Origin of the sequence: Zhihengliuella salsuginis, assembly GCF_014651715.1 — a bacterium.
In the GTDB taxonomy this organism is placed as follows: domain Bacteria; phylum Actinomycetota; class Actinomycetes; order Actinomycetales; family Micrococcaceae; genus Zhihengliuella; species Zhihengliuella salsuginis.
In genome coordinates, this window is sequence record NZ_BMXK01000003.1 from 28,476 (window position 1) to 53,611 (window position 25,136).

Genomic DNA, 25,136 nt, shown 5'->3' on the forward strand with positions numbered 1-25,136 from the left:
ACGGCGCCGACAGGTGCGCGTCGCACCTCCGGCTCCGATCGCCGGACGTCGGAGAGGTTGAGCGCATGACCGAGACGCTTCGCTCCCGTGACGCGGGGCCGCGGCCGGCCGTGCCCGCCTCGGGGCGGACCGCGCCGCCGAAGCGGGTCGACGTCAGCCGCGCCGTGGTCGTGGGACTCGTGCTGGCCGCGGGCGTCGTCGTCCTGGCCGGGCTGTCCCTGGCCGTCGGCGCGCGGGCGACCAGCCTGCCCGTCGTTTGGGACGCGCTGGTGGACTTCGATCCCGCGAACACCGATCACGTCGTCATCCACACGCGCATCCCCCGGACGGTGACCGGCATCGTCGTCGGCGCCGCACTCGCCCTCGCCGGGGCCGCCATGCAGGGCATCACGCGGAACCCGCTCGCGGACCCCGGCATCCTCGGCCTCAACGCGGGCGCCGCGCTCGCCGTCGTCCTCGGCATCCACCTCTTCGGCATCGGAACCGTCACCGGCTACATCTGGTTCGCGTTCGCCGGGGCGGCCTTCTCGGCGGTCGTGATCTACCTCGTCGCGAGTCTCGGCCGCGAGGGCGCGACGCCGGTCAAGCTCGCGCTTGCCGGTGCCGCGCTGGCCGCCGGGCTGATGTCCGTCATGCACGCGATCCTGCTCATGGACCAGGCCGCCCTTGACGGGTTCCGGTTCTGGCAGGTCGGCGTCCTCGGCGCCCGCAGCCTCTCCGACGTGGCGACGCTGCTGCCGTTCTTCGCCGCCGGGGCACTGCTCGTGTTCGCGTCGACGCGCCTCTTCAACGCGCTGGCCCTCGGCGACGACGCCGCCACCGGACTCGGCGTGCGCGTCGGGCGCGGCCGGATCACGGCGGGCCTCGGCGTCGTCCTGCTCGCCGGCGGGGGCACCGCGCTGGCCGGTCCCATCGCGTTCCTGGGCCTCGTCATCCCGCACGCGATCCGGCTGCTCACCGGGGCCGACTACCGGAGCCTCATGCCGCTGAGCGTGCTCGCCGGGCCGGTGCTGCTGCTCGGGGCCGACGTCCTGGGCCGCATCATCCTGCCCCCGAGCGAGGTGCAGGTCGGCGTCATGACGGCCGTGATCGGCGCGCCCGTGTTCATCTGGCTGATCCGGACCCGGAAGCAGGTGACCCTCTAGATGCTCAAACGTGCCGACACCGCCCCGGCCACGGCCCCCGCGGACGCGAACGCCTCCCGGGAGGCCGCGCTCAGCGCCAGCATCGGCGCCGATTCGAGCGCCGCCCGCGGCACCGGGCGCCGCGTGCGCCGCGTGGGAGCTGTCCTCGCGGGCGCCGTCGTCGTGCTCTTTATCGCCCGGGTGGTCCTCGGCAGCCCGGTGGTCTACCTCGATCAGCTGGCGCAGATCCTCGCGGGCGAGACGGTTCCCGGGCTCAGCTTCATCGTGCTGGAGCACCGGCTGCCCGCCGCATCAGTCGGCGCGATGGCCGGCGCGGCGCTGGGCCTGTCCGGCACGGTCTTCCAGACCCTGTTGCGCAACCCGCTGGCCAGTCCGGACGTCATCGGCGTCGGCTACGGCGCGGCGACGGCCGCGGTGACCGGCATGCTCGCGTTCGGGCTGGCCGGGCCGCTGCTGAGCGCTGTCGCGTTCGCCGGCGGCCTCGTGGTCGCGCTCTTCGTGTACTTCATGGCGGACTCCGGCAAGCACACGGGCGGCAGGTTCATCCTGATCGGCATCGGCGTCGCCGCCATGCTGCAGGCCGTCTTGAACTACCTGCTGACCCGCACGGACGTCCGCGCCGCCGGCGACGCGCTGCACTGGCTCGTCGGATCCCTGTCCTCGAGCACGTGGGAGCGGGCCGGGACGATCCTGCTCAGCCTGGTGGTGCTCGTGCCGCTGACCGCCCTGGCCGTGTCCAAACTGAAGATCCTCGAGCTCGGCGACGACGCGGCCAGCGGGCTCGGGCTCGACGTGCGCCGCACCCGCGCCGCGCTCGTCGTCCTGGGCGTCGCGCTGAGCGCCTGCACCATCGCGGTGACCGGCCCGATCGCGTTCGTCGCGTTCCTGGCCGGGCCCCTGGCCCGCCTGCTGGCCGGCCGCACCAACTTCGCGTGCTCGGCGTTCGTCGGCGCGGCCCTCGTGCTGGCCGCCGACTTCGCCGGAGCCAACCTCTTCGGCGACATCAGTCTCCCGGCGGGAGTGATCACGGGCGCCCTCGGCGCCCCGTTCCTCCTCTGGCTGCTGGTGCGCTCCAACAAACAAGGAATGGGAGGCTGACATGGCCCAACTTACTGCCCGGTCGCTGAGCCTGGGATACGACAAGTCCACCATCGTCGCCGACCTGTCACTGGAGCTGCCGGCCGGCGAGGTGACGATGATCGTCGGCGCCAACGGCTGCGGCAAGTCGACCCTCCTGCGCGGGATGTCCCGGCTGCTCAAGCCGTCCGGCGGGTCCGTCGTCCTCGACGGCAAGGACATCCACGCCCAGCCCGCGCGCGAGATCGCCAAGGTCCTCGGCCTGCTGCCGCAGACGCCGATCGCGCCCGACGGCATCACGGTGCGCGAGCTGGTCGGCCGCGGCCGCTACCCGCACCAGGGCTGGTTCCGCCGGTGGTCCTCCGAGGATGACGACGCCGTCGCGCGCGCCATGCACGCCACCGGCACCGAGGAGCTCTCCGACCGGCCGATCGACGAGCTCTCCGGCGGCCAGCGCCAGCGCGTCTGGATCGCCATGGCGCTCGCCCAGGAGACGGACCTGCTGCTGCTCGACGAGCCGACCACCTACCTCGACGTCGCCCACCAGCTCGAGGTCCTCGACGTCGTCGCCGACCTCAACCGCCGCCGCAACACCACGGTGGCGATCGTCCTGCACGACCTGAACCTCGCCGCCCGCTACGCCGACCACCTGGTCGCCCTCAAGGACGGCGAGATCTACGCGCAGGGCCACCCGGCCGCCGTCGTGACGGAGACGATGGTCCACGACGTGTTCGGCATGCCGTCCCGCGTCATCCCGGACCCGGTGGCCGGCACGCCGCTCGTGCTGCCGATCGGCCGCAACCGCGTGGTGCGCGACATCAACCACGACGAGAACGCGGCCCGCGCCGCCGCCGGCCGCCCGACGGGGACGCTGCCGCCGGTCCCCGCGGCGGCGGCCGCCGGGGAGGGGGTCCGCCCGGCGGACGGCGACGACCGGCAGTCGGGGGGCGACGGCGTCGTACCTGCCGAGGGCGCCGGACTGCGTCCGGCCCTCGAGGCGTGCCCCACGCTCGCCTACACCCTCACCGCCGTGGCCGCGACGACCCTCAGCCCGAGCTACCGCCGCGTGACGTTCACGGGCGAGGACCTGGCGCACTTCGGCACCGGCGGGCACCCGCTGGACCTGCGCATCAAGCTCGTCATCCCGGGGGAGGGCGGGGGAGTCGACCACTTCGCGGCGCTGCGCCCTGACGGCCGGATCGCCGACGCCGACGTGACCGGCTGGTACCGCAACTGGCTGCAGATCGACCCGGCCGAGCGCGGGTGGCTGCGGACCTACTCGATCCGGTCCTTCCGCCCGGCCGGGCACCCCGGAAACATGGGCGGGCACGCGGAGATCGACGTCGACTTCGTCCTGCACGTCAAGCGGGAGGACGGAAGGCTCGTCGGCGGGCCGGCGTCGGTGTGGGCGGCGACGGCTGAGCCCGGGGACACGATCACGATGCTCGGCCCGAACGCGAACCGCTGCGGGCCCGACTACGCGGGCATCGAGTTCCGGCCCGGCTCCGCGCGGCGCATCCTGCTCGCGGGCGACGAGACCGCCGCCCCCGCGATCTGCTCGATCCTGGAGACGCTGCCGCCGGGCATGACCGGCAACGCGTTCATCGAGGTCCCGACCGTCGACGACATCCAGGGGTCCTTCACGCGCTCGGGCGTCTCCGTGCAGTGGCTGCCGCGCGGCTCCAACCCGCACGGCGAGATGCTGGACAACGCGGTGCGCTCCGCGGTCGCGATCCCGGCGGCCGGCGCAGTCGTCGCCGGCCGGGAGCCGGAGGACATCGACGTCGACGAGACCATCCTGTGGGAGACGGCCGGCGGCGGCAACCAGCCGTTCTACGCGTGGCTGGCGGGCGAGGCCGGGACCATCAAGGAGCTGCGCCGGTACCTGGTCCGCGATGCCGGCATGAACCGCAAGCAGGTCTCCTTCATGGGCTACTGGCGCCGCGGCAAGTCGGAGATGTAGCCGCGGCCGGTCGGAACCATTGACATATGCAGGCAATCGACTGCATATTGGGTGTGTGAGCGGGGACACGGACCGGATGGACGCGGCGTTCAAGGCGCTGGCCGATCCCACGCGCCGTCGTCTCCTCGATCGACTGCGGGAGCAGAACGGGCAGACGCTCAGCGCGCTGGGCGACCGCCTGGACATGCGACGCCAATCGGTGACCCGGCATCTGGACATCCTGATCGGCGCCGACCTCGTGACCGTCGTCCGGCACGGACGGGAACGACTCCACTACCTCAACCCGGCCCCGATCCACGAGATCGACGAGCGGTGGATCTCCGGATTCGACCGCCCCCGGCTGGATGCCCTGCGTGCCATCAGGAACACCGCGGAGGAGAACGCCATGAGCACCGAAGAAACCGTTCCGAACTACGTGTACGTCACCTACATCGCCGCCAGCGCCGAGGACGTCTGGAAGGCGCTGACCGACGACGACCTCACCGAGCAGTACTGGGGGCACGCGAACGTCTCCGACTGGCAGGAGGGCTCCATCTGGGAGCACCGCCGCGCCGGGGAACCCGGGACCGTGGACGTCGTCGGGCGCGTCCTCGAGAACGCGCGGCCGCACCGGCTCGTGATCACCTTCGAGGACAGCCTCGACGAGGTCGAGAAGCGCGAGGCCTCGGTGGTCACGTTCCTCATCGAGCCGCACGAGGACATCGTGAGGCTGACCGTCACGCACGAGAAGCTGCCGAACCGCGACATGTACAACGGGATCGCCAAGGGCTGGCCCGCTGTCCTCGCGAACCTCAAGTCGCTGCTGGAGACCGGCAAGGTCCTCCCGCAGCAGCCGTGGGAGGTGGCGTGAGCGTGGAGACGCAGACGCTGGAGCGCGCCTACGACGCGTTCCTCGCGACGGCGGAGCGCGTCGTCGCCGAGCGGGACGTCTCCCGCCCGGGTGACGACGGCGGGTGGAGCGCCGAGCAGGTCCTGGCCCACGTCGCACTCGTGGACGCGGCGACCCTGGAGGCCGCCGCGCGGATCGCCGCCGGCGGGCGGGCCGTCTACGACAACCGGGTCTCGCTGGACGCGTCGACGATCGGGGCGACCATCGCCGCGGCCGGCGGGGCCGCGGGCCTCATCGAGCGCATCCGCAGCCAGGGTGCGGCCCTGGGCCTGCTCGTGGGATCGGTGCTGTCCGATCCGGAACTGGCGCGGAAGGTGCCCGCCCTGCTCGTCTCGGGCGACGACGTCGTGCTGGACGCGACGCTGACGCTCGAGGAGATCGTGGGCGGGCTGGCCGCCGACCACCTGCCGCGCCACGGCGAGCAGCTGGAGGCCGCGGGGGCTTGAGGCCCGCCGGTCAGCGCGTGCTGGACCAGTTGTCCGGCCCCTGCGAACCGGCCGGGTAGGTCTCCAGCTCGACGTCGTCGCGCTCCCACGCGTCGAGGACGGGCTCGACGATGCGCCAGCATTCCTCGGCCGCGTCGCCGCGCACGGCCAGCCGCGGGTTGCAGTCCAGCATCGAGGAGAGGACCTCGCCGTAGGGCTCCAGCTGGCTGCCCCCGAGCTCGCCGACGAGGTCGGTCCGGCCCAGCGTGAAGGCGTCGCCGGCGCCGTTGGTCGTCAGCGAGAGCGTGAAGGTGTCGGGGCGCAGGTCGATCGTCAGCGTGTCCGGGGTGTCGCGTCCCAGCAGGCCGTCGGGCACGTGCGCCGGCGGCTTGAAGTGGACGACGACCTGCTTGCGCACCCGGCCGAAGGACTTGCCGCTGCGCAGGATGAACGGGACGCCGGCCCACCGGTGGTTGGCGATCTCCACCTCGACCTCCGCCAGCGTCTCGGTGCCGAGGTCCGGGTCGACGCCCTCCTCGGCCGCGTAGTCGGGGACCCGGCGGTCGCCGATGGAGCCGGCGGTGTAGCGGGCGCGGCGGGAGCACGCGACCGGGTCCACGACCGTGGCCGCGCGCAGGATCTGGCCGATCGCGTCGCGCAGGTCCCGCTGGCCGACGCTCGCGGGCGGGTCCATCGCCACGACGGCCATGACCTGCAGGAGGTGCGACTGGATCATGTCGCGCAGGGCGCCCGCCCGGTCGAAGTAGCCGGCACGCCCCTCGAGGGTGACGGTCTCGTCGTAGAAGATCTCCACCTTCTCGATCGAATCGCGGTTCCACACGGGCTCGAGCAGCCGGTTGGCGAACCGCAGCCCCAGCAGGTTCAGCACGGTGTAGAGGCCCAGGAAGTGGTCGATCCGGAACACCCGGTCCTCCGGCACGGACTGCGCGAGCAGCTCGTTGAGCTCCTTGGCGGACTGCGCGTCGTAGCCGAACGGCTTCTCGAGGGCGAGCGTCGTGTTGGCCGGCAGGTCGATGCCCGCCAGCGTCGTGCAGACCTTGGCGCTGACCTGCGGCGGCAGGGCGAAGTAGACGACCAGCGGGTTGTCGGCGTCGACGTCGAGGGAGCCGATCAGGCCGGCCAGCGTGTCCCGGTCCGTCGCGTCGCCGGCGACGTAGCGGGTGTCGTCGAGCACGCGGGGCAGGGCTTCCGCGGCCTTCGCCGCTTCGAACGACGACGTCACGCGGGCCTCCCACGCGTCCGCGGTCATCTCGGGCAGGTCTGAGCCCACGACCGTGACGCTGCGCTCGCCTTCGACGGTCAGCAGGGTGGCCAGCCCGGGCAGGAGCAGGCGCGAGGTCAGGTCGCCGGAGGCGCCCAGGATCAGCAAGGTGGTACCTGTCATACGCCTACTTTTGCACGCCGGCCCGCCAGCGGTCACCGCCACGCCGGGAATCGGGCGCACGACGACGCCGCTTCCGTTCCGCGGGCGCCCAGCGGGTAAAGTTTCAGCATGCTCCCGTCCCTCCTGCCGGCGCCAGACGTGCCGCTGAAGAAGTTCGTCGCCCGCCAGTGGTGGGCCCTCGCCGCGAGCCTGGCCGGCGCGCTTCTCGTCGGCGCGACGACCACCGGGTCGCTCGTCGTCCTGACCCTGTTCCTGTCCGCGGGCTACTATGTGGCCCACCTCGTGCTGCTCATCGCGTCGCGGCCGCTGCTGCTGAAGCGGGCGGAGGAGCTGCGGACCTCGCGCAAGCGCCGGCTGCTCACCGTGCTGACGACGACGGCCGTCGCCTACGCGCTCGGATTCGTCATGTGGCTGCTGCAGTTCTCCGCGGGAACGATCGTCACCGGGGCGCCGATGATGTGGCCCGACGGCCAGACCTGGGGCTGGGTGGCGTACGCGATGACGCTGCCGGCGACGATCCACGTCCTCGCGGCCTGGCTGCTGGAATGGTTCGGCCGCCGCCCGGAGGCCAAGCAGCAGGGAGTGGAATCGTGAGCCGGCACCTGTTCCTCGACAAGGCCGACCCCGCCAGCTGGAAGGCCATCTCCGCCCTCGGCGAGGAGGTCGCGCGGACCGTGGCGGCGGCCGGCATCTCCAAGCGCTGCATGGAGCTCGTGAACCTGCGCGTCTCGCAGATCAACGGCTGCGCGTACTGCCTCGACCTGCACACCAAGCGCGCGCTCAAGGCCGGCGAGACGAGCCGGCGGCTCGGCGTGCTGGCCGCCTGGCGCGAGACCGACCCCGGCGACGGCCTGTTCGACGCCACGGAGCACGCCGCCCTGGCGGTTGCCGAGGCGGCGACGCGGCTGCCGCTGTCCGAGGAGTCCCACGCCGACCTGGCCGCGGCCCGCGGCGTCCTCGGCGACCAGGCCTTCGCCGCCGTCGAATGGCTCGCGCTGGCCATGAACGCGTTCAACCGCATCTCGATCCTCAGCGGCCACCCGGTCCGGCCCGAGTAGGCGCCGGCGCCCGCCGCACGCGGGGAGCCCGGCATCCGCGCGGCGTGCTCGGACCGCGCTGTCTGCTGACGGCGCCGCCGGTGCCGGTTAGGCTGGCACCATGAGCGACCTCCAGACGGCCCCCGACGCCGTGATGTGCGAAGCCGGCGACTCGTGCGACGGCGTGATCTTCCTGGAACCCCGCGAGGTTCCGCTCGGCGGCCCCCGGCACATGAACGTGCGCCGGACCCTGCCGCAGCGGAACCGCAGCCTGATCGGCGCGTGGTGCTTCCTGGACCACTACGGCCCGGACCGCGTGTCGGCGTCCGGCGGCATGAACGTCCCCCGCCACCCGCACACCGGCCTGCAGACGGTCAGCTGGCTGTTCACCGGCGCGATCGAGCACAAGGATTCGGCCGGGTACCAGGCGGTCGTGAAGCCGGGGGAGGTCAACCTGATGACTGCCGGCCGCGGCATCAGCCACTCGGAGTTCTCGACCCCGGAGACGGACACGCTGCACGGGGCCCAGCTGTGGCTCGCGCTGCCGGATGCTGCCCGCCAGATGGAGCCGACCTTCGAGCACTACGAGCCCGAGCCCGTCACCGGCGAGGGCACCGAGCTGCGCGTCTTCCTCGGCTCGCTGGCCGGCAGCACGTCCCCGGTCACCACGCACCACCCCACGCTCGGCGCCGAGATCCTGATCGAGGCGGGGCAGGAGATCGTCCTGGACCTGGACCCCTCGTTCGAGTACGGGATCCTGCTCGACGCGGGCGACCTGTCGCTCGACGACACGGAGCTGCCGAAGGACCACCTGGCGTATCTGCCCACCGGACGCGACGGGCTCGTGCTGAGCGCGGGCGCGGAGAGCGTGCGCGCGCTGGTCATCGGCGGCACCCCGTTCGAGGAGAAGATCATCATGTGGTGGAACTTCGTCGGCCGCGAGCACGAGGAGGTCATCGCCTACCGTGCGGCCTGGCAGGCGGAGATCGGCGCCGAGCCGGCGCCCGCCCCCGCGGGCGGATCGTACGACGACGGCGCCCCCTACCCGCGGTTCGGCACCTTCCCCGAGGGCGAGCCGGACGCGCTGCCCGCACCCGTCCTGCCCAACGCGCGCCTGCGCTCCCGTGAACAGTAACCCCCGAGAGGACAACATGACCGAGCATGATGAGAACGCCGCCATCCTGGCGCAGAACAACACCGAGAAGCACCGCTACGAGCTCGTGGACACCGGGGCCGAGGGGCGCCCGGTCGTCGGCGAGACCTACTACGTGGGACACGGCGAGGACGAGCGGATCTTCTACCACACGGTGGTCGACGAGTCCTACGGCGGGCGCGGGCTGGCCGGCATGCTAGCGAAGTTCGCGCTGGATGCGACCGTGGAGGCGGGCCTGAAGATCGTCCCCGTCTGCCCCTACATCAAGAAGTACGTGACGCGGCACAAGGACGAATTCGGCGAGCACGTCGTCTCCGTGAAGCCGGCCCACCTCGATGCGCTGAAGTAGGCGCAGCGGCCCCGGCTGCCTGTAGATGCAAAAACATGTAAATTGATCCGCGAACGGATTCTGTTTCGATCGAGGAGATTCGCATGACCAGGATCGCCATCCTGACCGGGTCCACGCGCCCCGGCCGCCTGAATCCCCAGGTGGCCGAGTGGGCGCTGGCCGAGGCCGAGCGGGCTGTGCCCGACGTCGAGTTCGAGCTCGTCGACATCGCCGACTACTCCCTCCCGCTGCTCGACGAGCCCTATCCGGCCTCCGCCCGGAAGTACCAGAACGAGCACACCAAGGTCTGGTCGGCGAAGATCGCCGCCTTCGACGGCTTCGTGTTCGTCACGCCGGAGTACAACCACTCGCTGTCGCCGGCCCTGACCAACGCCGTCGACTACCTGTACTACGAGTGGGCGGACAAGGCCGCCGGCATCGTCTCCTACGGCGGGGTCAAGGGAGCGCGCTCGACCGAGGTCCTGCGCGGCCTCCTCTCCGCCGTCGGCATCGCCCACGTCCAGAGGACCGTCATGTTCGCACTGGGGACCGATTTCACGGACGGGGTCTTCACCCCGTCGGAGCGGGCGGCGGACGCCCTGTCCAAGATGCTCGAACAGGTCGTCGCATGGACCAGAGCCCTCGAAACAGTACGAAAGCAGGCGAGACCATGACAGAGAACCAGAACGCGACCGGCGCCGACTTCTCCACCCGGGGAGCGTACGTCACCGGTGGCGAGTTCACCCGCGACACCAACTACATCGAGGACCGCATCGTCGCCGACGTCGGCGCGGTCTCGGCCCTGCCGACCGCCGAGTCCAGCACGATCGGTCAGCCCGGGGGCGGGCTGACCGAGGGGGCGCAGGCCTGGCCGGCCGAGCCCGGGCGGTACCGGCTCGTCGCGGCGCGCGCGTGCCCGTGGGCCAACCGGGCGATCATCGTCCGCCGCCTGCTCGGCCTCGAGGACGCGATCTCGATGGGCACGCCCGGCCCGACCCACGACGTCCGCTCCTGGACGTTCGACCTGGACGAGGGCGGGCGGGACCCGGTGCTCGGGACCGAGCGGCTGCAGGAGAACTACTTCGCCCGCTTCCCGGACTACCCGCGCGGCATCACCGTCCCGGCCGTCGTGGATATCGACTCCGGCGGCGTGGTCACCAACAACTACCCGCAGATGACCCTGGACTTCTCGACCGAGTGGAGGCGGTTCCACCGCGAGGGCGCCCCGGACCTGCTGCCGCAGGACAAGATGGAGGAGATGCTGCCGGTCATCAAGCGCATCTTCACCGAGGTCAACAACGGCGTCTACCGCTGCGGGTTCGCCGGCAGCCAGGAGGCCTACGACGACGCCTACGACCGCCTCTGGACGGCCATGGACTGGCTCGAGGAGCGGCTGTCCACGCAACGCTACCTGATGGGGGAGACCATCACCGAGGCGGACGTCCGCCTCTTCACCACGCTCGTGCGCTTCGACCCGGTCTACCACGGCCACTTCAAGTGCAACCGGAACAAGCTCGAGCAGATGCCGGCGCTCTGGGGGTACGCCCGCGACCTGTTCCAGACGCCCGGATTCGGCGACACCGTGGACTTCGAGCAGATCAAGCGGCACTACTACGAGGTGCACGAGGACATCAACCCGACCGGGATCGTCCCCAAGGGCCCGGAGCTGTCCGGCTGGCTGACCGAGCACGGCCGCGAGACGCTCGGCGGCACCCCGTTCGGCGACGGCACCGCGCCGGGTCCCGTCCGCGAGGACGAGCGCGTCGCCGCCGGCTGCAACCCGCTCTACCCCGCCTAACAGCGTCACCGCCGCCAGTTTCAACTAGTGTTTTCGCGCAGTACTAGGCGGAACTGACGGCGACCGGGCTCGCCCCGGTGGCTGACGCGCAAAAGCCGGCGTGCCGGCGTCGTACCTGATCGGTACGACGCCGGACCGCTGGCTTCTCGCGTGTGCGAGTGATGCCCGCGCGCCCCGTGATGAGCGGGGCGCGCGGGACGGGCCTACAGCTTGGCCGGTTCCTTGTCGCGGTCCACCTTGTAGGTCTCCCAGAACGTGGCGCCCGTGATGCTCAAGGCCTTCGGGTCGAAGACCGGGTCCAGGCCCAGCTTCTTCTGCGCCTCGAAGTCCTTCAGCGCCTTGAACGCCGGCTGCTGCAGGATCAGGATGCCGATGATGTTCAGCCAGGCCATGAGGCCCACGCCGATGTCGCCCATCGCCCACGCGTCCGAGGCCGTGTTGACGCAGCCGAAGGCGACGGCGATCAGGATGGCGACCTGCAGGGCCATCGTGGTCACGCGGCCGACGGAGGCCTTGACCCCCGGGATGACCGTCTTGGACGACTTCCCCACGAGGAAGCGGAGGTTGGTCTCCGCCATGTAGTAGTACGCGATGATCGTCGTGAGGCAGAAGAACATCAGCGTGACGGCGATGAACGAGGCGCCGAAGCCGGCGAAGACGCTGTCGAAGCCGGCCTGCACGAACTGCGGGCCCGCGACGGCGGACGTCGAGAGCAGGCCGCCCTCGGCGAGCACCGGGCTGTCCGCGTCGCCGCCCTCGAAGACGCGGTAGGCGCCCGTCGAGAGGATCAGGAAGCCCGTGGCCGAGCAGACGAACAGGGTGTCGATGTAGACGGCGAAGGACTGCACCAGTCCCTGCTTGGCCGGGTGCGAGACCTCGGCCGCCGCGGCGGCGTGCGGGCCCGTGCCCTGGCCGGCCTCGTTCGAGTAGACGCCGCGCTTGACGCCCCACATCACGGCCAGGCCGACGACCGCGCCGAACGCGGAGTCCATGCCGAACGCGCTGCGGAAGACCATGGCGATCATGTTCGGCAGCTCGGCCGCGTTCACGAACACGACGACCAGGGCCAGGATGATGTACGCGACCGCCATGAACGGCACGACGAAGGCCGCGAAGTTGGCGATGCGCTTGACGCCGCCGATGATCACGAACGCGAGCACGATGACCGCGCCGACGGCGACGGTCCACGACGGGACCGCCCAGGCGCCGTCGATGGCGGTGGCCATCGAGTTGGCCTGCACGCCCGGCAGCAGCAGGCCGCAGGCGAGCACGGTCACGGCGGCGAAAACGTAGCCGTAGACCTTGAAGAAGCCGGCGCCCTTGGTGTGGGCGAGCGCGCGGGAGAGGTAGTAGGCCGGGCCGCCGCGGTACTCGCCGGTCAGCGGGTCGCGGGTCTTGTAGATCTGGCCCAGGGTCGACTCGATGAAGGAGGTGGAGGCGCCGAGGAAGGCGACCATCCACATCCAGAACAGGGCGCCGGGGCCGCCGAAGGCGATGGCGGTGGCGACGCCGGCGATGTTACCGGTGCCGACGCGTCCGGACAGGGACATGGCCAGGGCTTGGAACGACGAGACACCGGACGGCGAACGCTCGCCGCGGACCAGCTGCTCGAGCATCCCCTTGACGTGCCGCACCTGTAGGAAGCGGGAACGTACGGAGAAGTAGACACCGGTAGCGAGGCAGAGGTAGACCAGCCAGTCGCTCCAGATGACCTTGTTGATTTCGGATAAGACTTCGCTCATTGTGTGAGGTTCCTCCATGAAGGGCCGAGTGATGCGTCCCATGATGCACGTCTTTGATGTCATCTATGTTGCACACCACAGCAAAACCTGTGAAGCTTCTCACATTTTCCATGGAGGCGTCCAGTCGCCCACCGCACCGGGATCCCTCCCGGCCGCCGGCGGTGAACCGGCCGGCCACTCGTTCTGCGGGGCCGACATGGCAGGATTGACGCCATGACGATCACCGCTGCAGCAGACGGATCCGCGCTCGGCAACCCGGGTCCGGCCGGGTGGGCCTGGTACATCGACGACGCGAACTGGCGCGCCGGCGGCTGGGACCACGGGACCAACAACATGGGCGAGCTGATGGCCGTCCTGGATCTCCTCCACTGCACCGCCCACCGCCCCGACGAGCCGCTGCACATCCTCTGCGACTCGCAGTACGTCATCAACTCGGTCACCAAGTGGATGCCCGGCTGGAAGAAGAAGGGCTGGAAGAAGAAGGACGGCAAGCCGGTCCTCAACGTCGAGCTGCTCAAGCAGATCGATGCGGCCCTCATCGGGCGCACCTACGAGTTCGAGTGGGTCAAGGGCCACGCCGGGCACGACTTGAACGAGGCCGCCGACGACCGCGCCCGCGCGGCCGCCACCGCCCACCAGCGCGGCCTCGCCCCGGAGGCGGGTCCCGGTCTGGCCGGCGGTCCGGCCCCCGTGGCCGCCGCGAGCACGACGACGGCACCGGCCCCCGCGCCGGCGTCGCCCGCCGGACCCGCACCCGCCGAGCCCGATCTCTTCACCTCGTTCGAGGACGTCCAGGAATCCGGTACGGGCGAGGCGAAGCTGGACGCCGTCGTCACGCTCGAGCGCGAGCTGCTCGAGCCCGAGGTTCGCGCCGACGCATCGGCCGTGTCCTACCTCCTGCACGCCGATTTCCGGCAGATCGGCTCCCGCGGTCACGTGCACGACCGCGACACCGCGATCTCGGTGCTCGAAGAGACCGCCTCCGCGCCGGCCGGAACCTTCGAGCTGCTCGACGCGGCCGCCGTCGATGACGCCGTGATGATCACCTACCGGCTCTCCGGCACCGGGTACGCGAGCGTCGTCGGCTCCCTCTGGGTGCAGGCGGAGGGGCGCTGGCGCCTGCGCTTCCGCCAGTCGACGCCCGAACGCTAGAGCCACCGCCCGCCGCCGACGCCTCCGGAAGGGGGATCCGTGACGCCGACCGACCCGTCCACCACGCTTCTGCAAGGAGAACCCGTGACGCCGACCGACCCCCGCTTCGCCCCCGTCGCCGAGCTGTTCGAGCGCTTCGCCCAGGAGGACCCGGCCTACGCCGGGCAGCTGGCCCTCTACTACCGGGGCGAGCCCGTGCTCGACCTCTCCGTCGGCCCGGACCGGGCCCCGCAGGCCCGGCCCGAGCCGGGCGGGGACGGCGGAGCGGAGGACCCGGCCTTCACGCGGGAGGTCATGACAGGCGTCTTCTCCTGCAGCAAGGGGGCGGCCGGCGTGGTCATGGCGCTGCTCGTCCAGGACGGCGTCTTGGACCTGGACGCGCCCGTCGCGGCCTACTGGCCCGAGTACGGGCAGGCCGGCAAGGAGGCGACGACGGTCCGCCAGGCCCTCAGCCACCAGGCCGGTTCCCTCGGCGTCGCCGGCGGATTCACCGTCGAGGAGTACAACAACTCCCAGCTCGCCGCCGCCAGACTCGCGGCCGCGCCGCCCAACTGGCGCCCCGGGGCCGTCTTCTCCTACCACGGGCTGAGCATCGGCATCCTCATGGAGGAGCTCGTCCGCCGCATCACGGGGAGCACCCTGCAGGAGGTCTACGAGGAGCGCATCCGCGCCCCGCACGGCATCGACTTCTACCTGGGCCTGCCCGAGTCGGAGGAGCCCCGCTACCGGGACGTGCTCAAACCCGAGGCCGGGCCGCTGCCCTTCATCGACCCCTTCGGGTACCTCGGCACGGCCTTCAACTCGACCGGCGGATTCACCCGGGAGGACGGCGAGCCCGGCGAGCTGCTCGACCTGCCGAACGACCGCGCGATCCGCGCGGCCGGCATGTCCTCGGCCGGCGGCGTCGCCAACGCCCGCGGACTGGCGAGGCTGTACGCGGCGGCGAGCACCGGCATCGTGGGGGAGGACGGGACGCGCAGCGAACCGCTGCTGACGGAGCACACGCAGACCATCATGGCCGAGGACCAGGTGTTCGGGCCGGACCGGGCCGACGGCCTCGTCAAGGCGTTCGGCGTGGTCTTCATGAAGCCGACGCCCGAGAAGGACTTCGGCTCCTGGCGCGTGTTCGGCCACGAGGGCGCCAACGGCTCCTTCGGGTACGCAGACCCGTCCTACGGCATCGCGTTCGGGTACGTTCCGGCCCGCGGCGAGGACGGCGGCACCCTCTCCCGCAACGGGCAGCTGAGCGTCCGCGTTCGGCAGGCCGTCCTGCAGGCGCTCGCCGGCGGGTAGCGGGCCGAATCCCACTGATGCCGGCCGGATTGCAGCCAAGAGTTTCGATATCGCGTGAGGATCGGCGCGAGGTGGTCTAGGGTGAACCACGTGGATTTCGAGAAACGGTACGTGGCCATAGGGGATTCGTTCAGCGAGGGCGTCGGGGACCCGGCGCCGGACCGCCCGAACGGGGTGCGCGGCTGGGCCGACCGCGTCGCGGAGCAGCTCATCGCCGCCGATCCGGCCTGGGGCTACGCCAACCTGGCCATCCGCGGCAAGAAACTGCCGCAGATCGTCGCCGAGCAGGTGCCGCAGGCGATCGCGCTGAAGCCGACGCTCGTGACCATCTCCGCCGGCGGGAACGACATCCTCCGCCCCCGCGTCGACGTCGAGGGCATCGCCGCCCAGCTCGACGGCGCCCTCCAGCAGCTCAAGACGACCGGCGCGGACGTCGTCGTCTTCACCGGGTTCGACGTCTCCACCTCGCCGATCTTCAGCCCGACCCTCGGCCGCGTGGCCCTCTTCAACGAGCGCCTCCGGGAAATCGCCGACCGGCACGGAATCGTGATCGCCGACTACTGGCGGTGGCGCGAATTCCAGAACTACGGCTACTGGGACGAGGACCGGCTGCACATGAACACCTACGGCCACCGCCTCATGGCCACGCGGATCCTCGACCTGCTGCGCCGCGACCACACGATCGAGGTGCCCGAGCTGCACACCCCGGCCTCGCGCGGCCGCGTCGACCACATCAAGCAGAACGCCCAATGGGCCAGGACGCACCTGCTGCCGTGGGTCCAGCGCCGCCTGACCGGCAAGAGCTCCGGCGACCACATGGAGCCCAGATACCCCGACTACGTGCAGGTGTCCCCGGACTAGGGGAGAACCCCCGGCCGCGCCTCGGGGGAGTGCCCGAAATCAGTTGGGGTTCGCCCTGAGATCCGCGGAAAGGCCTTGGCCGCGGCGGGGCGGCGGAGAAGCATGAGAGCCATGAGCACCCCACCGCTGACCGCACCGCCCTCCGCGCCCCGGCTGTCCTTCGAGCCCGGCCGGCGTCTTCCTGCCTGGGCTCCGCGATTCCTCATCGTCTTCGCGGTCCTGATGCTGGCGCTCGTCGGCGCCCTCTGCGCGCCGGCGCTCGCCGGGGCCGGCTCGGCCTATCTGGAAGTGCTGACCCCGGTGGTGATGTGGGCACCCGCGGTCGCGGTGGTGATCCTGCACTTCGCGTTCGGCCGGCCCGTGCCGCTGCTGACCTGGGCCGGGCTGCGCGGCGCCCCGTTCAAGCGGATCGTCGGCGGGATCGCCGCCCTCCTCGTCCTCATGCTGGCGGTCCCCGCCGCCGTCATCGGCCTGGCGGCCGCCTTCGGGTTCGTCGAGTTCTCCCCGTCCCCGGAGGCCAGCGGGCTGGCCGTGTGGGTCCTGCCGCTGATCGCAGCGACCATGCTCTTGACCCTCGGCGAGGAGTTCGCGTGGCGCGGCTACCTCGCCTCGACGCTCGCCCCCTGGGGCTTCTGGCGCTCGGCAGCCGCGATCGGCGCGTTCTGGGCCCTCTGGCACCTGCCGCTGACCGCCGCCTACGCGGTCGGCGGCGTCTCCTCCTGGCGCGAGGTCGCCGCCACGACGGTCAACCTCTTCCTGGCGGCGCTCGTCCTCGCGGGCGTGCGCTACCTGACCCGCTCGGTCTGGCCGGCGGTCGCCGGCCACGCGATGCTCAACACGGTGCTGGTCTTCGCCTACTCGAACCTCATGACGGATGCCGCCGCGCTGCCCGCCGGCGCGTACTGGGGGTACAACGCCGTCAGCTGGGCGGTGTGGGGCGCCGCCGCCGTGCTGGTCGGCTCCCTCGCGGCCCGGCGGGCGCGCAACAGGGCGACCAGCTGAGGTCCCCGCGTGGCGCGGCCGCGCGGCAGGCGGCTAGGATCTTGAGCCGATGTCCATGCTCATTCTCGACCTCCTCGGCACGTTCTTCTTCGCCGTCTCCGGCTCCCTGCTGGCGGCGCGCAAGAAGTTCGACGTCGTGGGCTCGCTGCTGCTCGCCTCGCTCGTCGGCCTCGGCGGCGGTGTCAGCCGCGACGTCATCATCGGCCAGGTGCCCAACGCGTTCCTCCAGCCCGTCTACCTCGTCCCGCCCCTGCTGGCGACGATGCTCGTGGCGACCCGCCTCGTCCGCGAGACGCGGGTGCGCCGGCCCCTCCTGCTGTTCGACGCCGCCGGGCTGGCCCTGTTCTGCATCGTCGGCACGATCACGGCGCACCAGGCCGGTCTCCACGCGGTGTCGGCCGCGCTGCTGGGCTTGACCACCGCCGTCGGCGGCGGCGTCATGCGCGACGTCGTCGCCAACGAGGTGCCGCAGGTCTTCAATCCGCGCGGCGTCTACGCGATCCCGGCCATGCTGGGTTCGTCCCTGACCGTTCTGACGCTCGAGCTCGGCTGGTTCGGCGTCGTGGCCGGCTGCCTGATCGCCGTGTTCGTCTTCGTCCTGCGGGTGCTCTCCATCCGGCTCGAATGGCACGTGCCGCTGGCCGGCGGGGGAACCATCCGGAACGACGATTCGCGCTAGGGCGTGAGCCGCGACCAGACGTCGCCGGGACCGACGGTCCGACCGGTCGCGAAGCCGTGGGGGTCGAGCTCCCAGCCCACGCGTTTGGGGATGTTCGTGATGACGGCGCTCTCGACGAGGTCGAGTTCCGGCAGGTGCCTGCCGACGTAGCTCTCGACCTCCATGACGTCGGCGGCCGAGCGCAGCCACATCATGAACATGAAGTTGGCCGTTCCGGTGATGGAGGCGCAGATGCGCAGGGTGCCCAGGCGCGCCAGGGCGCGCGCCGCGTCGTCGTGCAGGGTGGCCGGGAGGCGTCCGAACCACTGGCAGACGACCGGGAATCCCGCCGCGCGGTGGGCGACCTCGCAGCGGAAGGCCAGCGTGCGCGAATCGAGGACGCGCTGCAGCTGGCGGCGCGCCGTGGCCGGGTGCAGGCCGGTGGCCCCGGCGACGTCCGCGGCGGTGGCGCGCCCGTTCGCGTTCAGCAGGGCGGCGATCTCGGCGTAGTGGCTGGGGAGCGGTCCGCGGGCGGGCGGCGACCCCGGCGCGGCGCGCTGCAGCGACGCCTCCTCCCGCTTGGAGAGCGCGTTGATCCGCCAGTCGTACGCGCCGCGGTGCAGCTTGGTGCAGAACGAGGTCTCGTAGCGGGTGATGCCCTCGACCGCGTCGAGCTGCGGGTAGACGGACTCCGTCATCCAGGTCGGGTACGGGGTGACGACGGTGAGCATCAGATCGCGCGCCCGCGAGCACTCCTCGATGCTGAACACGTCGGTCATCGCCACCAGCTCGCGCACCACCCGGCTGCGCGTGCGCGGCTCGCACTGGACGTCGAGGAAGGCGAGCGACATCTGGTTCGGGTCCCCGATCGGGTGGCAGGAGATCCAGGCGAGGCCGCGCTCGACAAGCCGGTTCCAGCGCTTGGCGAGGGACGTGGGGTGCTGCCCGAGCACGTCGCCGAGCACCGTCCAGGTCTGCCGCGGGTGGATCTGCAGCGCGTTGATGAGCCGCAGATCCTCCTCAGCCAGCAGATTCTGAAGATAAGTGTTCATTTCCTGTCCAAATGTGGGGATCAGTGTAAATTTACTGCGATTCTACGCTGGTGACGGGCATCACACCACAATCGATAGCAGCTCTCCGGCGAGTTCGAACGGCTCGTCGTCCCCTACGGAGGTACCCATGCAATCGCCATCACTCGACGGGCAGTCGACCGACGTCCTCGCCGCGGCCAACCATCCGTTCCTGTGGGCCTGTGCGCTCGGCGTCTTCGTGGTGATCATCGTGCAGTCCGTCATCTACATCCGGGCTGCCCGCAAGGCCGCCCCGAGCGTCGGTCTGAGCGGTTCGCAGCTCTTCTCCGCCTACCGCTCCGGCGCCGTGGCCGCGATCGGACCGTCCCTCGCCGTCGTCATTGTGGCCGTCGCCCTGCTGGCGGTCTTCGGCACGCCGGCGACGCTGGTCCGCATCGGGTTGATCGGGTCCGCCGCCTTCGAGACCGGAGCGGCCAACATCGCGGCGGGCGCTGCCGGCGCCACCCTCGGCGGGGACGACTACACGCAGTCGGTCTTCGCCGTCGCCTTCTTCTCGATGAGCCTGGGCGGCGCCATGTGGATGGTGGCGACGCTCATCATGACTCCGCTGCTCAAGCGCGGCGAGGACAGGATGGAGAAGGTCAACCCGGCCGTGCTGACCGTCGTCCCGGGCGCGGCCCTGATCGCCGCGTTCGCGTCCCTCGGCATCGGCGAGGTCCCCAAGTCCGACGCGCACCTCGTGACCCTCGTGGCCGCCGCCGCCAGCATGGCCCTCTTCGGACTCGTCGCGGCCAAGGCGAAGATGCCGTGGCTGCGCGAGTGGGGGCTCGGCCTCTCCATCATCATCGCCCTCGCTGCGGCCTACTTCTCCCACACCGCGGGCCTCGGCCCGGCGGCCTGAACGCACGCGTCGAAAGGAACAACAAGATGAGCACGCAGACTCCGCCGGCCGCCGTGGCCACCGGCATGGCAGCCTTCGACCGGACGACCAGCCGCTGGGGCCGCCTCACGATGCTGATCGGGCTGGTCGTCTCCCTCTCGGGATCCGTCTACCTCGGCTTCTTCAGCGGCCTCGACATCGAACCCTCGCTCCTCTTCACCGGCTTCGCGGTCGTCGCCAGCACGTTCTTCGTGATCTGGCTCGTCGAACCGGTCACCTACTTCCCGATCCTGGGCCCGGCCGCAATGTACCAGGCCTTCATGATCGGCAACATCTCCAACAAGCTGCTCCCGTCGGCGCTGGTCGCCCAGGCCAACCTGGGCGTCAAGGGCGGCACCCCCAAGGGCAGCCTCGCCGCCGTCATGGCCATCTGCGGCGCGGCGACCATCCACCTGACCTCGCTGCTGGTCTTCGTCGGCATCCTCGGCACGTGGCTGATCACGGTCGTCCCGCCCGAGATGATGGAGGTCGTGCGGACCTACATCTCGCCGGCGATCTTCGGCGCAGTGTTCGTCCAGGCCGTCATGACCGTCAAGCAGGTCCGCCCGGTGGTCATCGCCGTCGCCATCGCCCTGATCGTCCAGCTCGTGCTGGTCCCCGCAGTCCCGTCCCTGTGGCTCGCGGCCACCGGCATCGTCGTCATCACGACGGCGGTCGTCGCCTGGTTCGCCCGCGACCGCCGCGCAGAGAAGAAGGAGAACACCCTTGCCGAATAACGACCTCGTCCTCACCGACGGCATGCGCGAGCGCATGCACGACGTCTACCGCCACCTGCACCGCAACCCGGAGTTGTCCATGCAGGAGTTTCGTACCGCGGAGTTCATCGAGGAGCGCCTCTCCGCCCTCGGCGTGGAGCACTTCCGCTGCGGCGGGACCGGCGTCGTGGGCGTCGTCCGCAACGGCGACGGCCCCGTGGTCGCCTTCCGGGCCGACAGCGACGGCCTGCCCATCGCCGAGGACACCGGGTTCGAGTACGCGAGCGAGGCCACCGGCCGGCTCGAGGACGGGACCGAGGTCCCGGTCATGCACGGCTGCGGGCACGACACCCACGTCGCGAGCCTGCTCGCCGCGACCGAGGTCTTCGTTTCCGCCCCCGATGCCTGGACGGGGACGCTCGTGCTGATCTTCCAGCCCGGCGAGGAGACCGGCGCCGGCGCCCGCGCCATGGTCGACGACGGCCTCTGGGACCGCGCCCCGCGCCCGGCCGTGGTGCTCGGCCAGCACGTCATGCCCGGGCTCGCCGGGACGGTCCAGTACCCCCGTGGCAGCGCGATGAGCTATGCCGACTCGTGGAAGGTCACGCTGCACGGCCGGCAGTCGCACGGGTCGCAGCCGCAGGACGCGATCGACCCGATCGTGCTCGGCGCGCACATCGTCACCCGGCTCCAGACGGTGGTCTCCCGGGAGATCGACGCCCGCGAAGCCGCCGTCGTCACCGTCGGGACGTTCCACGCCGGGCTGAAGGAGAACATCATCCCCGCCAGCGCGGAGTTCACCCTGAACATCCGGACCCTCGACGACGCCGTACGCGAGCGCGTCCTGGCCGCCGTGCGCCGCATCATCACGGCCGAGGCCTCCGTCTCCGGCGCGCCCGAGCCGGTGATCGAGGAGCTGTACCGCTTCCCGCGGAACTTCAACGACCCGGAGGCCACGGACGCGCGGATGGCCGACGTCGCGGCGGAGCTCGGCGCCGACGCCGTCACGGAGGTCCGCCCGCTCATGGGCTCCGAGGACTTCGGGGCGCTCGCGACGGCGATCGACGTGCCGTCCGTGTACTGGTTCTTCGGCGGCTACACCGCCGAGCAGCTCGAGGCCGACACCGTTCCCGTGAACCACTCGCCGGAGTTCGCCCCGGTCATGGAACCCACGCTGACCACCGCCGTCCGCGCCGCGACGGCGGCGATCGCCGGCGCGCTGGGAGGCGCCGGCGTGTGATGGACAACCCGGTGGTGTTGGCCGCGTCTCCGCGGCCAACTACACTGGGATTGTGCTCGGCGGTTCACGCCGCCGTGCGCACGCTTTCGACATGCGGCGGGAGAGCCCCGGCCGAAGCCACGGTCGGGCGCCGTAGGAGCAATTTCCTCCCCGGGAATCTCTCAGGCCCCCGTACCGCCGCGGAGAGGCGACTCTGGAAAGCAGTGGACCCTGCCGCGCCCAGCGCGGCCGGCGGTGCCACTCACCGAAGGTGCAAGCGGGCCGTGCGGCCCGCGGAAACTCTCAGGTCCAATACAGAGCGGGGAGGGAAAGCCTCCGGTGTCCGGTTCGGACGCCGGTCGAAGCGCCCGACCGCCACGTAGACCAGGAAGTCCCTCGATGACCGTCATCACCGCCACGCCCACCGTGCACCTGCACGACGACGCCGCCAACTTCGCCGACCGCCACATCGGTCCGCGCGGCGCGGCCACTGAGCACATGCTCTCGGCTATCGGCTTCGAGAGCCTCGAAGCCCTCGTCGACGCGGCCGTCCCGGCCGACATCCGCCAGCCCTCCGCCCTCGACCTCCCGGCCGCCCGCAGCGAGGCCGAGGTCCTCGACGACCTGCGCGCCATCGCCGCCAAGAACGTCATCAAGACCCAGATGATCGGGCAGGGCTTCTACGGCACCGACACCCCGCCGGTCATCCTGCGCAACGTCCTCGAGGACCCGGCCTGGTACACCGCCTACACCCCGTACCAGCCGGAGATCTCCCAGGGCCGCCTCGAGGCGCTGCTGAACTTCCAGACCATGATCGGCGACCTGACGGGTCTGCCCGTGGCCAACGCCTCCCTGCTCGACGAGGCGTCCGCCGTCGCCGAGGCCGTGCTGCTGATGCGCCGCGCGAACAAGAAGAAGGCCGACGCGAAGACGGTCCTCGACGCCGACCTGTTCCCGCAGACCCTCGCGGTCGTCGCCGGCCGCGCCGAGGCGCTCGGCTTCGAGGTCGAGATCGCGGACCTGTCCAAGGGCCTGCCCGACGGCGAGATCTCCGGCATCGTCCTGCAGCAGCCGGGCAACTCCGGTCGCGTCGTCGACCAGTCCGCCGTGATCGCGGCGGCCAAGGAACGCGGCGCGATGGTCGCCGTCGCCGCCGACATCCTCTCCCTGGCGCTCATCACGCCCCCGGGCGAGCAGGGCGCCGACATCGCCGTCGGCAACACCCAGCGCCTCGGCGTCCCGCTGTTCTTCGGCGGACCGCACGCGGCCTACATCGCCGTGCGCGAGGGCCTGGAGCGCAACCTGCCCGGCCGCATCGTGGGCGTCTCCTACGACGACGCCGGCACCGCCGCCTACCGCCTCGCCCTGCAGACCCGCGAGCAGCACATCCGCCGCGAGAAGGCCACGAGCAACATCTGCACCGCGCAGGCCCTGCTCGCGATCACCGCCGGCATGTACGGCGTCTACCACGGCCCGGCCGGCCTGAAGAAGATCGCGGAGCGCACCCACCTGCGCGCCCGCACCCTGGCCTCCGTCCTCACGGGCGCCGGCTTCGCACTGGCCGCCGAGAACTACTTCGACACCCTCACGGTCACCGCCGAGGACCGCGCCGAGTCGATCGTCGCCGACGCCGAGGTCGAGGGCGTGAACCTGCGCCTGATCGACCAGAACACCCTGGCCGTCTCCACCGACGAGACGACGACGCCGGCCCACCTCGCCGTCGTGGCCGCCGCCTTCGGCGTCGCGAACGCGGCGGACGCCGTCGCGGAAGCCGAGGCCGCCTTCGGCGAGACGGCGACGGCACTGGGCGACGACGTCGTGCGCACGTCCGAGTACATGACGCACCCGATCTTCCACACGGTCCGCTCCGAGACGCAGATGCTGCGCTACCTGCGCCGCCTCTCGGACCGCGACCTGGCGCTGGACCGGACGATGATCCCGCTCGGCTCCTGCACCATGAAGCTCAACGCGACGGCCGAGATGCAGGCCATCTCCTGGCCCGAGTTCTCCTCGATCCACCCGTACGCCCCAGAGCACCAGACCGCCGGGTGGCGCCACCTGATCCACGACCTCGAGTCGCGCCTGGCCGCGATCACCGGGTACGCGGGCGTCTCGATCCAGCCGAACGCCGGCTCCCAGGGCGAGTACGCGGGCCTGCTGGCGATCCGCCAGTACCACGTGGCCAACGGCGACACCGCGCGCGACATCTGCCTCATCCCGGCCTCCGCCCACGGCACCAACGCCTCCTCGGCGGTGCTCGCCGGGCTCAAGGTCGTGGTGGTCAAGACGGCCGAGGACGGAACGATCTCCGCCGCCGACCTCGACGCCAAGATCGACAAGCACCGCGACTCGATCGCCGGCATCATGGTCACCTACCCGTCCACCCACGGCGTCTACGACGCCGACGTGCGCGAGGTCTGCGACAAGGTGCACGCCGCCGGCGGCCAGGTCTACATCGACGGCGCCAACATGAACGCGCTCGTGGGACTGGCCCAGCCGGGCCAGTTCGGCGGCGACGTCTCCCACCTGAACCTGCACAAGACCTTCTGCATCCCGCACGGCGGCGGCGGACCCGGCGTCGGCCCGGTGGCCGTGGCCGAGCACCTGCTGCCGTTCCTGCCCGGGGCCCCGACCGGCCCGAGCAACGGCCACCACGGGACCCCCGTCGCGTCGACCGCGTACGGCTCGGCCGGCGTGCTGCCGATCTCCTGGGCGTACGTCGCGATGATGGGCGCCGAGGGCCTGACCGCCGCCACCTCCAACGCACTGCTCGCCGCGAACTACGTCTCGAAGTCGCTCGCCGAGTACTTCCCGACGCTCTACACGGGCAACGGGGGACTCGTGGCCCACGAGTGCATCCTCGACCTGCGCGAGCTGACCGCGAAGTCCGGTGTGACCGCCGAGGACGTGGCCAAGCGCCTGATCGACTTCGGCTTCCACGCGCCGACCCTGGCCTTCCCGGTCGCCGGCACGCTGATGGTGGAGCCGACCGAGTCCGAGGACCTGGGCGAGCTCGACCGGTTCATCGAGGCCATGGTCACCATCCACGCCGAGATCCAGGAGATCGCGGCCGGCGACATCGCGGTGGAGGAATCCGCCCTGCGCAACGCCCCGCACACGGCGATCGCCGTCGCCAGCAGCGACTGGGACCGCGCGTACAGCCGCGAGCAGGCCGCGTTCCCGGTGGCCCGCCTGCGCCAGGACAAGTACTTCCCGCCGGTCGGCCGCGTCGACGGCGCCCGCGGCGACCGCAACCTGATCTGCTCCTGCCCGCCTCCGGAGGCCTTCGAGGCCCCCGCCGAGGACGCGAACTAACCGAGAGG

Annotated in this window: 23 protein-coding genes and 1 riboswitch; of the genes, 20 read left to right on the forward strand and 3 right to left on the reverse strand. The window is 71.2% G+C overall.

Annotated features, from left to right (window positions below; genetic code table 11):
* The first annotated feature begins 65 nt into the window (after positions 1 to 65).
* From IE069_RS03740 to IE069_RS03760, 5 genes are read left to right on the forward strand one after another with little or no spacing between them, the layout of a single operon-like run.
* Positions 66 to 1,145, forward strand: a complete 1,080-nt coding sequence (locus IE069_RS03740; protein ID WP_189348788.1) for a FecCD family ABC transporter permease — start codon at positions 66 to 68, stop codon at positions 1,143 to 1,145.
* Entirely contained in the window at positions 1,146 to 2,243 is a 1,098-nt protein-coding gene (locus tag IE069_RS03745) for a FecCD family ABC transporter permease (protein ID WP_189348789.1), read from the forward strand. It begins immediately after the preceding gene.
* 1 nt (position 2,244) lies between these two features.
* The gene (locus IE069_RS03750; RefSeq protein ID WP_189348790.1) at positions 2,245 to 4,185 is read left to right on the forward strand and encodes an ATP-binding cassette domain-containing protein; all 1,941 of its coding nucleotides are present in this window, start codon (positions 2,245 to 2,247) and stop codon (positions 4,183 to 4,185) included.
* A 55-nt stretch (positions 4,186 to 4,240) separates the two neighbouring features.
* Positions 4,241 to 5,035 carry an ArsR/SmtB family transcription factor gene (locus IE069_RS03755; RefSeq protein WP_229790926.1) on the forward strand — a complete coding sequence of 265 codons (795 nt, stop codon included), beginning with the start codon at positions 4,241 to 4,243 and terminating at the stop codon, positions 5,033 to 5,035.
* 2 nt (positions 5,036 to 5,037) lie between these two features.
* Positions 5,038 to 5,520, forward strand: coding sequence for a DinB family protein (locus tag IE069_RS03760; protein ID WP_189348791.1), 483 nt, complete (start codon positions 5,038 to 5,040; stop codon positions 5,518 to 5,520).
* A 10-nt stretch (positions 5,521 to 5,530) separates the two neighbouring features.
* On the opposite strand, the gene IE069_RS03765 is transcribed toward IE069_RS03760, so the two are convergent.
* Positions 5,531 to 6,904 (reverse strand): glucose-6-phosphate dehydrogenase, encoded by a 1,374-nt coding sequence (locus IE069_RS03765; protein WP_189348792.1) that lies wholly within the window; start codon positions 6,902 to 6,904, stop codon positions 5,531 to 5,533.
* Between the two features lie 108 nt (positions 6,905 to 7,012).
* Here IE069_RS03765 and IE069_RS03770 point away from each other — a divergent pair, with 108 nt between their 5' ends.
* The 6 genes from IE069_RS03770 (at position 7,013) to IE069_RS03795 (ending at position 11,220) form a co-directional block, all read left to right on the forward strand.
* The gene (locus tag IE069_RS03770) at positions 7,013 to 7,498 is read left to right on the forward strand and encodes a hypothetical protein (protein ID WP_189348793.1); all 486 of its coding nucleotides are present in this window, start codon (positions 7,013 to 7,015) and stop codon (positions 7,496 to 7,498) included.
* Positions 7,495 to 7,962 carry a carboxymuconolactone decarboxylase family protein gene (locus tag IE069_RS03775; RefSeq protein WP_229790927.1) on the forward strand — a complete coding sequence of 156 codons (468 nt, stop codon included), beginning with the start codon at positions 7,495 to 7,497 and terminating at the stop codon, positions 7,960 to 7,962. The genes IE069_RS03770 and IE069_RS03775 overlap by 4 nt, the downstream gene beginning before the upstream one ends.
* A gap of 100 nt (positions 7,963 to 8,062) precedes the next feature.
* Positions 8,063 to 9,076, forward strand: a complete 1,014-nt coding sequence (locus tag IE069_RS03780) for a pirin family protein (RefSeq protein WP_189348795.1) — start codon at positions 8,063 to 8,065, stop codon at positions 9,074 to 9,076.
* Positions 9,077 to 9,092: 16 nt separating this feature from the next.
* On the forward strand, positions 9,093 to 9,443 hold the full coding sequence (locus IE069_RS03785) for a GNAT family N-acetyltransferase (RefSeq protein ID WP_189348796.1): 351 nt from the start codon (positions 9,093 to 9,095) through the stop codon (positions 9,441 to 9,443).
* An 83-nt stretch (positions 9,444 to 9,526) separates the two neighbouring features.
* On the forward strand, positions 9,527 to 10,096 hold the full coding sequence (locus IE069_RS03790; protein WP_189348797.1) for an NADPH-dependent FMN reductase: 570 nt from the start codon (positions 9,527 to 9,529) through the stop codon (positions 10,094 to 10,096).
* Positions 10,093 to 11,220, forward strand: a complete 1,128-nt coding sequence (locus IE069_RS03795; RefSeq protein WP_189348798.1) for a glutathione S-transferase family protein — start codon at positions 10,093 to 10,095, stop codon at positions 11,218 to 11,220. The genes IE069_RS03790 and IE069_RS03795 overlap by 4 nt, the downstream gene beginning before the upstream one ends.
* A gap of 203 nt (positions 11,221 to 11,423) precedes the next feature.
* On the opposite strand, the gene IE069_RS03800 is transcribed toward IE069_RS03795, so the two are convergent.
* The gene (locus tag IE069_RS03800) at positions 11,424 to 12,962 is read right to left on the reverse strand and encodes an alanine/glycine:cation symporter family protein (protein ID WP_189348799.1); all 1,539 of its coding nucleotides are present in this window, start codon (positions 12,960 to 12,962) and stop codon (positions 11,424 to 11,426) included.
* Positions 12,963 to 13,175: 213 nt separating this feature from the next.
* Here IE069_RS03800 and IE069_RS03805 point away from each other — a divergent pair, with 213 nt between their 5' ends.
* From IE069_RS03805 to IE069_RS03825, 5 genes are all read left to right on the forward strand, one after another.
* Positions 13,176 to 14,114: an RNase H family protein gene (locus IE069_RS03805; protein WP_189348800.1), complete on the forward strand. Its 939-nt coding sequence runs from the start codon at positions 13,176 to 13,178 to the stop codon at positions 14,112 to 14,114.
* Between the two features lie 84 nt (positions 14,115 to 14,198).
* The gene (locus tag IE069_RS03810) at positions 14,199 to 15,407 is read left to right on the forward strand and encodes a serine hydrolase domain-containing protein (RefSeq protein ID WP_189348801.1); all 1,209 of its coding nucleotides are present in this window, start codon (positions 14,199 to 14,201) and stop codon (positions 15,405 to 15,407) included.
* A gap of 90 nt (positions 15,408 to 15,497) precedes the next feature.
* Complete coding sequence (locus IE069_RS03815; RefSeq protein WP_189348802.1) at positions 15,498 to 16,268, forward strand: SGNH/GDSL hydrolase family protein; 771 nt, start codon at positions 15,498 to 15,500, stop codon at positions 16,266 to 16,268.
* 111 nt (positions 16,269 to 16,379) lie between these two features.
* A complete protein-coding gene (locus IE069_RS03820) occupies positions 16,380 to 17,270 on the forward strand; it encodes a CPBP family intramembrane glutamic endopeptidase (RefSeq protein WP_189348803.1) in 891 nt (296 codons plus the stop codon).
* A 49-nt stretch (positions 17,271 to 17,319) separates the two neighbouring features.
* A complete protein-coding gene (locus tag IE069_RS03825) occupies positions 17,320 to 17,949 on the forward strand; it encodes a trimeric intracellular cation channel family protein (protein WP_189348804.1) in 630 nt (209 codons plus the stop codon).
* Here IE069_RS03825 and IE069_RS03830 read toward each other — a convergent pair.
* Positions 17,946 to 18,980 (reverse strand): Lrp/AsnC family transcriptional regulator, encoded by a 1,035-nt coding sequence (locus IE069_RS03830; RefSeq protein WP_189348805.1) that lies wholly within the window; start codon positions 18,978 to 18,980, stop codon positions 17,946 to 17,948. The genes IE069_RS03825 and IE069_RS03830 overlap by 4 nt on opposite strands.
* Positions 18,981 to 19,107: 127 nt before the next feature.
* Here IE069_RS03830 and IE069_RS03835 point away from each other — a divergent pair, with 127 nt between their 5' ends.
* From IE069_RS03835 to gcvP, 4 genes are all read left to right on the forward strand, one after another.
* Positions 19,108 to 19,860 carry a DUF5058 family protein gene (locus IE069_RS03835; RefSeq protein ID WP_189348806.1) on the forward strand — a complete coding sequence of 251 codons (753 nt, stop codon included), beginning with the start codon at positions 19,108 to 19,110 and terminating at the stop codon, positions 19,858 to 19,860.
* Positions 19,861 to 19,886: 26 nt separating this feature from the next.
* Complete coding sequence (locus IE069_RS03840) at positions 19,887 to 20,615, forward strand: hypothetical protein (protein WP_189348807.1); 729 nt, start codon at positions 19,887 to 19,889, stop codon at positions 20,613 to 20,615.
* A 22-nt stretch (positions 20,616 to 20,637) separates the two neighbouring features.
* Positions 20,638 to 21,834: an amidohydrolase gene (locus IE069_RS03845; RefSeq protein ID WP_189348986.1), complete on the forward strand. Its 1,197-nt coding sequence runs from the start codon at positions 20,638 to 20,640 to the stop codon at positions 21,832 to 21,834.
* A gap of 87 nt (positions 21,835 to 21,921) precedes the next feature.
* A riboswitch (glycine riboswitch) is annotated at positions 21,922 to 22,021 on the forward strand.
* Positions 22,022 to 22,212: 191 nt separating this feature from the next.
* A complete protein-coding gene (gene gcvP, locus IE069_RS03850) occupies positions 22,213 to 25,128 on the forward strand; it encodes an aminomethyl-transferring glycine dehydrogenase (RefSeq protein ID WP_189348808.1) in 2,916 nt (971 codons plus the stop codon).
* Positions 25,129 to 25,136 lie beyond the last annotated feature (8 nt).

Coding starts and splice junctions, on each gene's coding strand:
- IE069_RS03740 (WP_189348788.1), top strand. CDS start 66: ATGACCGAGACGCTTCGCTCCCGTGACGCGGGGCCGCGGCCGGCCGTG.
- IE069_RS03745 (WP_189348789.1), top strand. CDS start 1,146: ATGCTCAAACGTGCCGACACCGCCCCGGCCACGGCCCCCGCGGACGCG.
- IE069_RS03750 (WP_189348790.1), top strand. CDS start 2,245: ATGGCCCAACTTACTGCCCGGTCGCTGAGCCTGGGATACGACAAGTCC.
- IE069_RS03765 (WP_189348792.1), bottom strand. CDS start 6,904: ATGACAGGTACCACCTTGCTGATCCTGGGCGCCTCCGGCGACCTGACC.
- IE069_RS03770 (WP_189348793.1), top strand. CDS start 7,013: ATGCTCCCGTCCCTCCTGCCGGCGCCAGACGTGCCGCTGAAGAAGTTC.
- IE069_RS03780 (WP_189348795.1), top strand. CDS start 8,063: ATGAGCGACCTCCAGACGGCCCCCGACGCCGTGATGTGCGAAGCCGGC.
- IE069_RS03785 (WP_189348796.1), top strand. CDS start 9,093: ATGACCGAGCATGATGAGAACGCCGCCATCCTGGCGCAGAACAACACC.
- IE069_RS03790 (WP_189348797.1), top strand. CDS start 9,527: ATGACCAGGATCGCCATCCTGACCGGGTCCACGCGCCCCGGCCGCCTG.
- IE069_RS03795 (WP_189348798.1), top strand. CDS start 10,093: ATGACAGAGAACCAGAACGCGACCGGCGCCGACTTCTCCACCCGGGGA.
- IE069_RS03800 (WP_189348799.1), bottom strand. CDS start 12,962: ATGAGCGAAGTCTTATCCGAAATCAACAAGGTCATCTGGAGCGACTGG.
- IE069_RS03805 (WP_189348800.1), top strand. CDS start 13,176: ATGACGATCACCGCTGCAGCAGACGGATCCGCGCTCGGCAACCCGGGT.
- IE069_RS03820 (WP_189348803.1), top strand. CDS start 16,380: ATGAGCACCCCACCGCTGACCGCACCGCCCTCCGCGCCCCGGCTGTCC.
- IE069_RS03825 (WP_189348804.1), top strand. CDS start 17,320: ATGTCCATGCTCATTCTCGACCTCCTCGGCACGTTCTTCTTCGCCGTC.
- IE069_RS03830 (WP_189348805.1), bottom strand. CDS start 18,980: ATGAACACTTATCTTCAGAATCTGCTGGCTGAGGAGGATCTGCGGCTC.
- IE069_RS03835 (WP_189348806.1), top strand. CDS start 19,108: ATGCAATCGCCATCACTCGACGGGCAGTCGACCGACGTCCTCGCCGCG.
- IE069_RS03840 (WP_189348807.1), top strand. CDS start 19,887: ATGAGCACGCAGACTCCGCCGGCCGCCGTGGCCACCGGCATGGCAGCC.
- IE069_RS03845 (WP_189348986.1), top strand. CDS start 20,638: ATGCGCGAGCGCATGCACGACGTCTACCGCCACCTGCACCGCAACCCG.
- gcvP (WP_189348808.1), top strand. CDS start 22,213: ATGACCGTCATCACCGCCACGCCCACCGTGCACCTGCACGACGACGCC.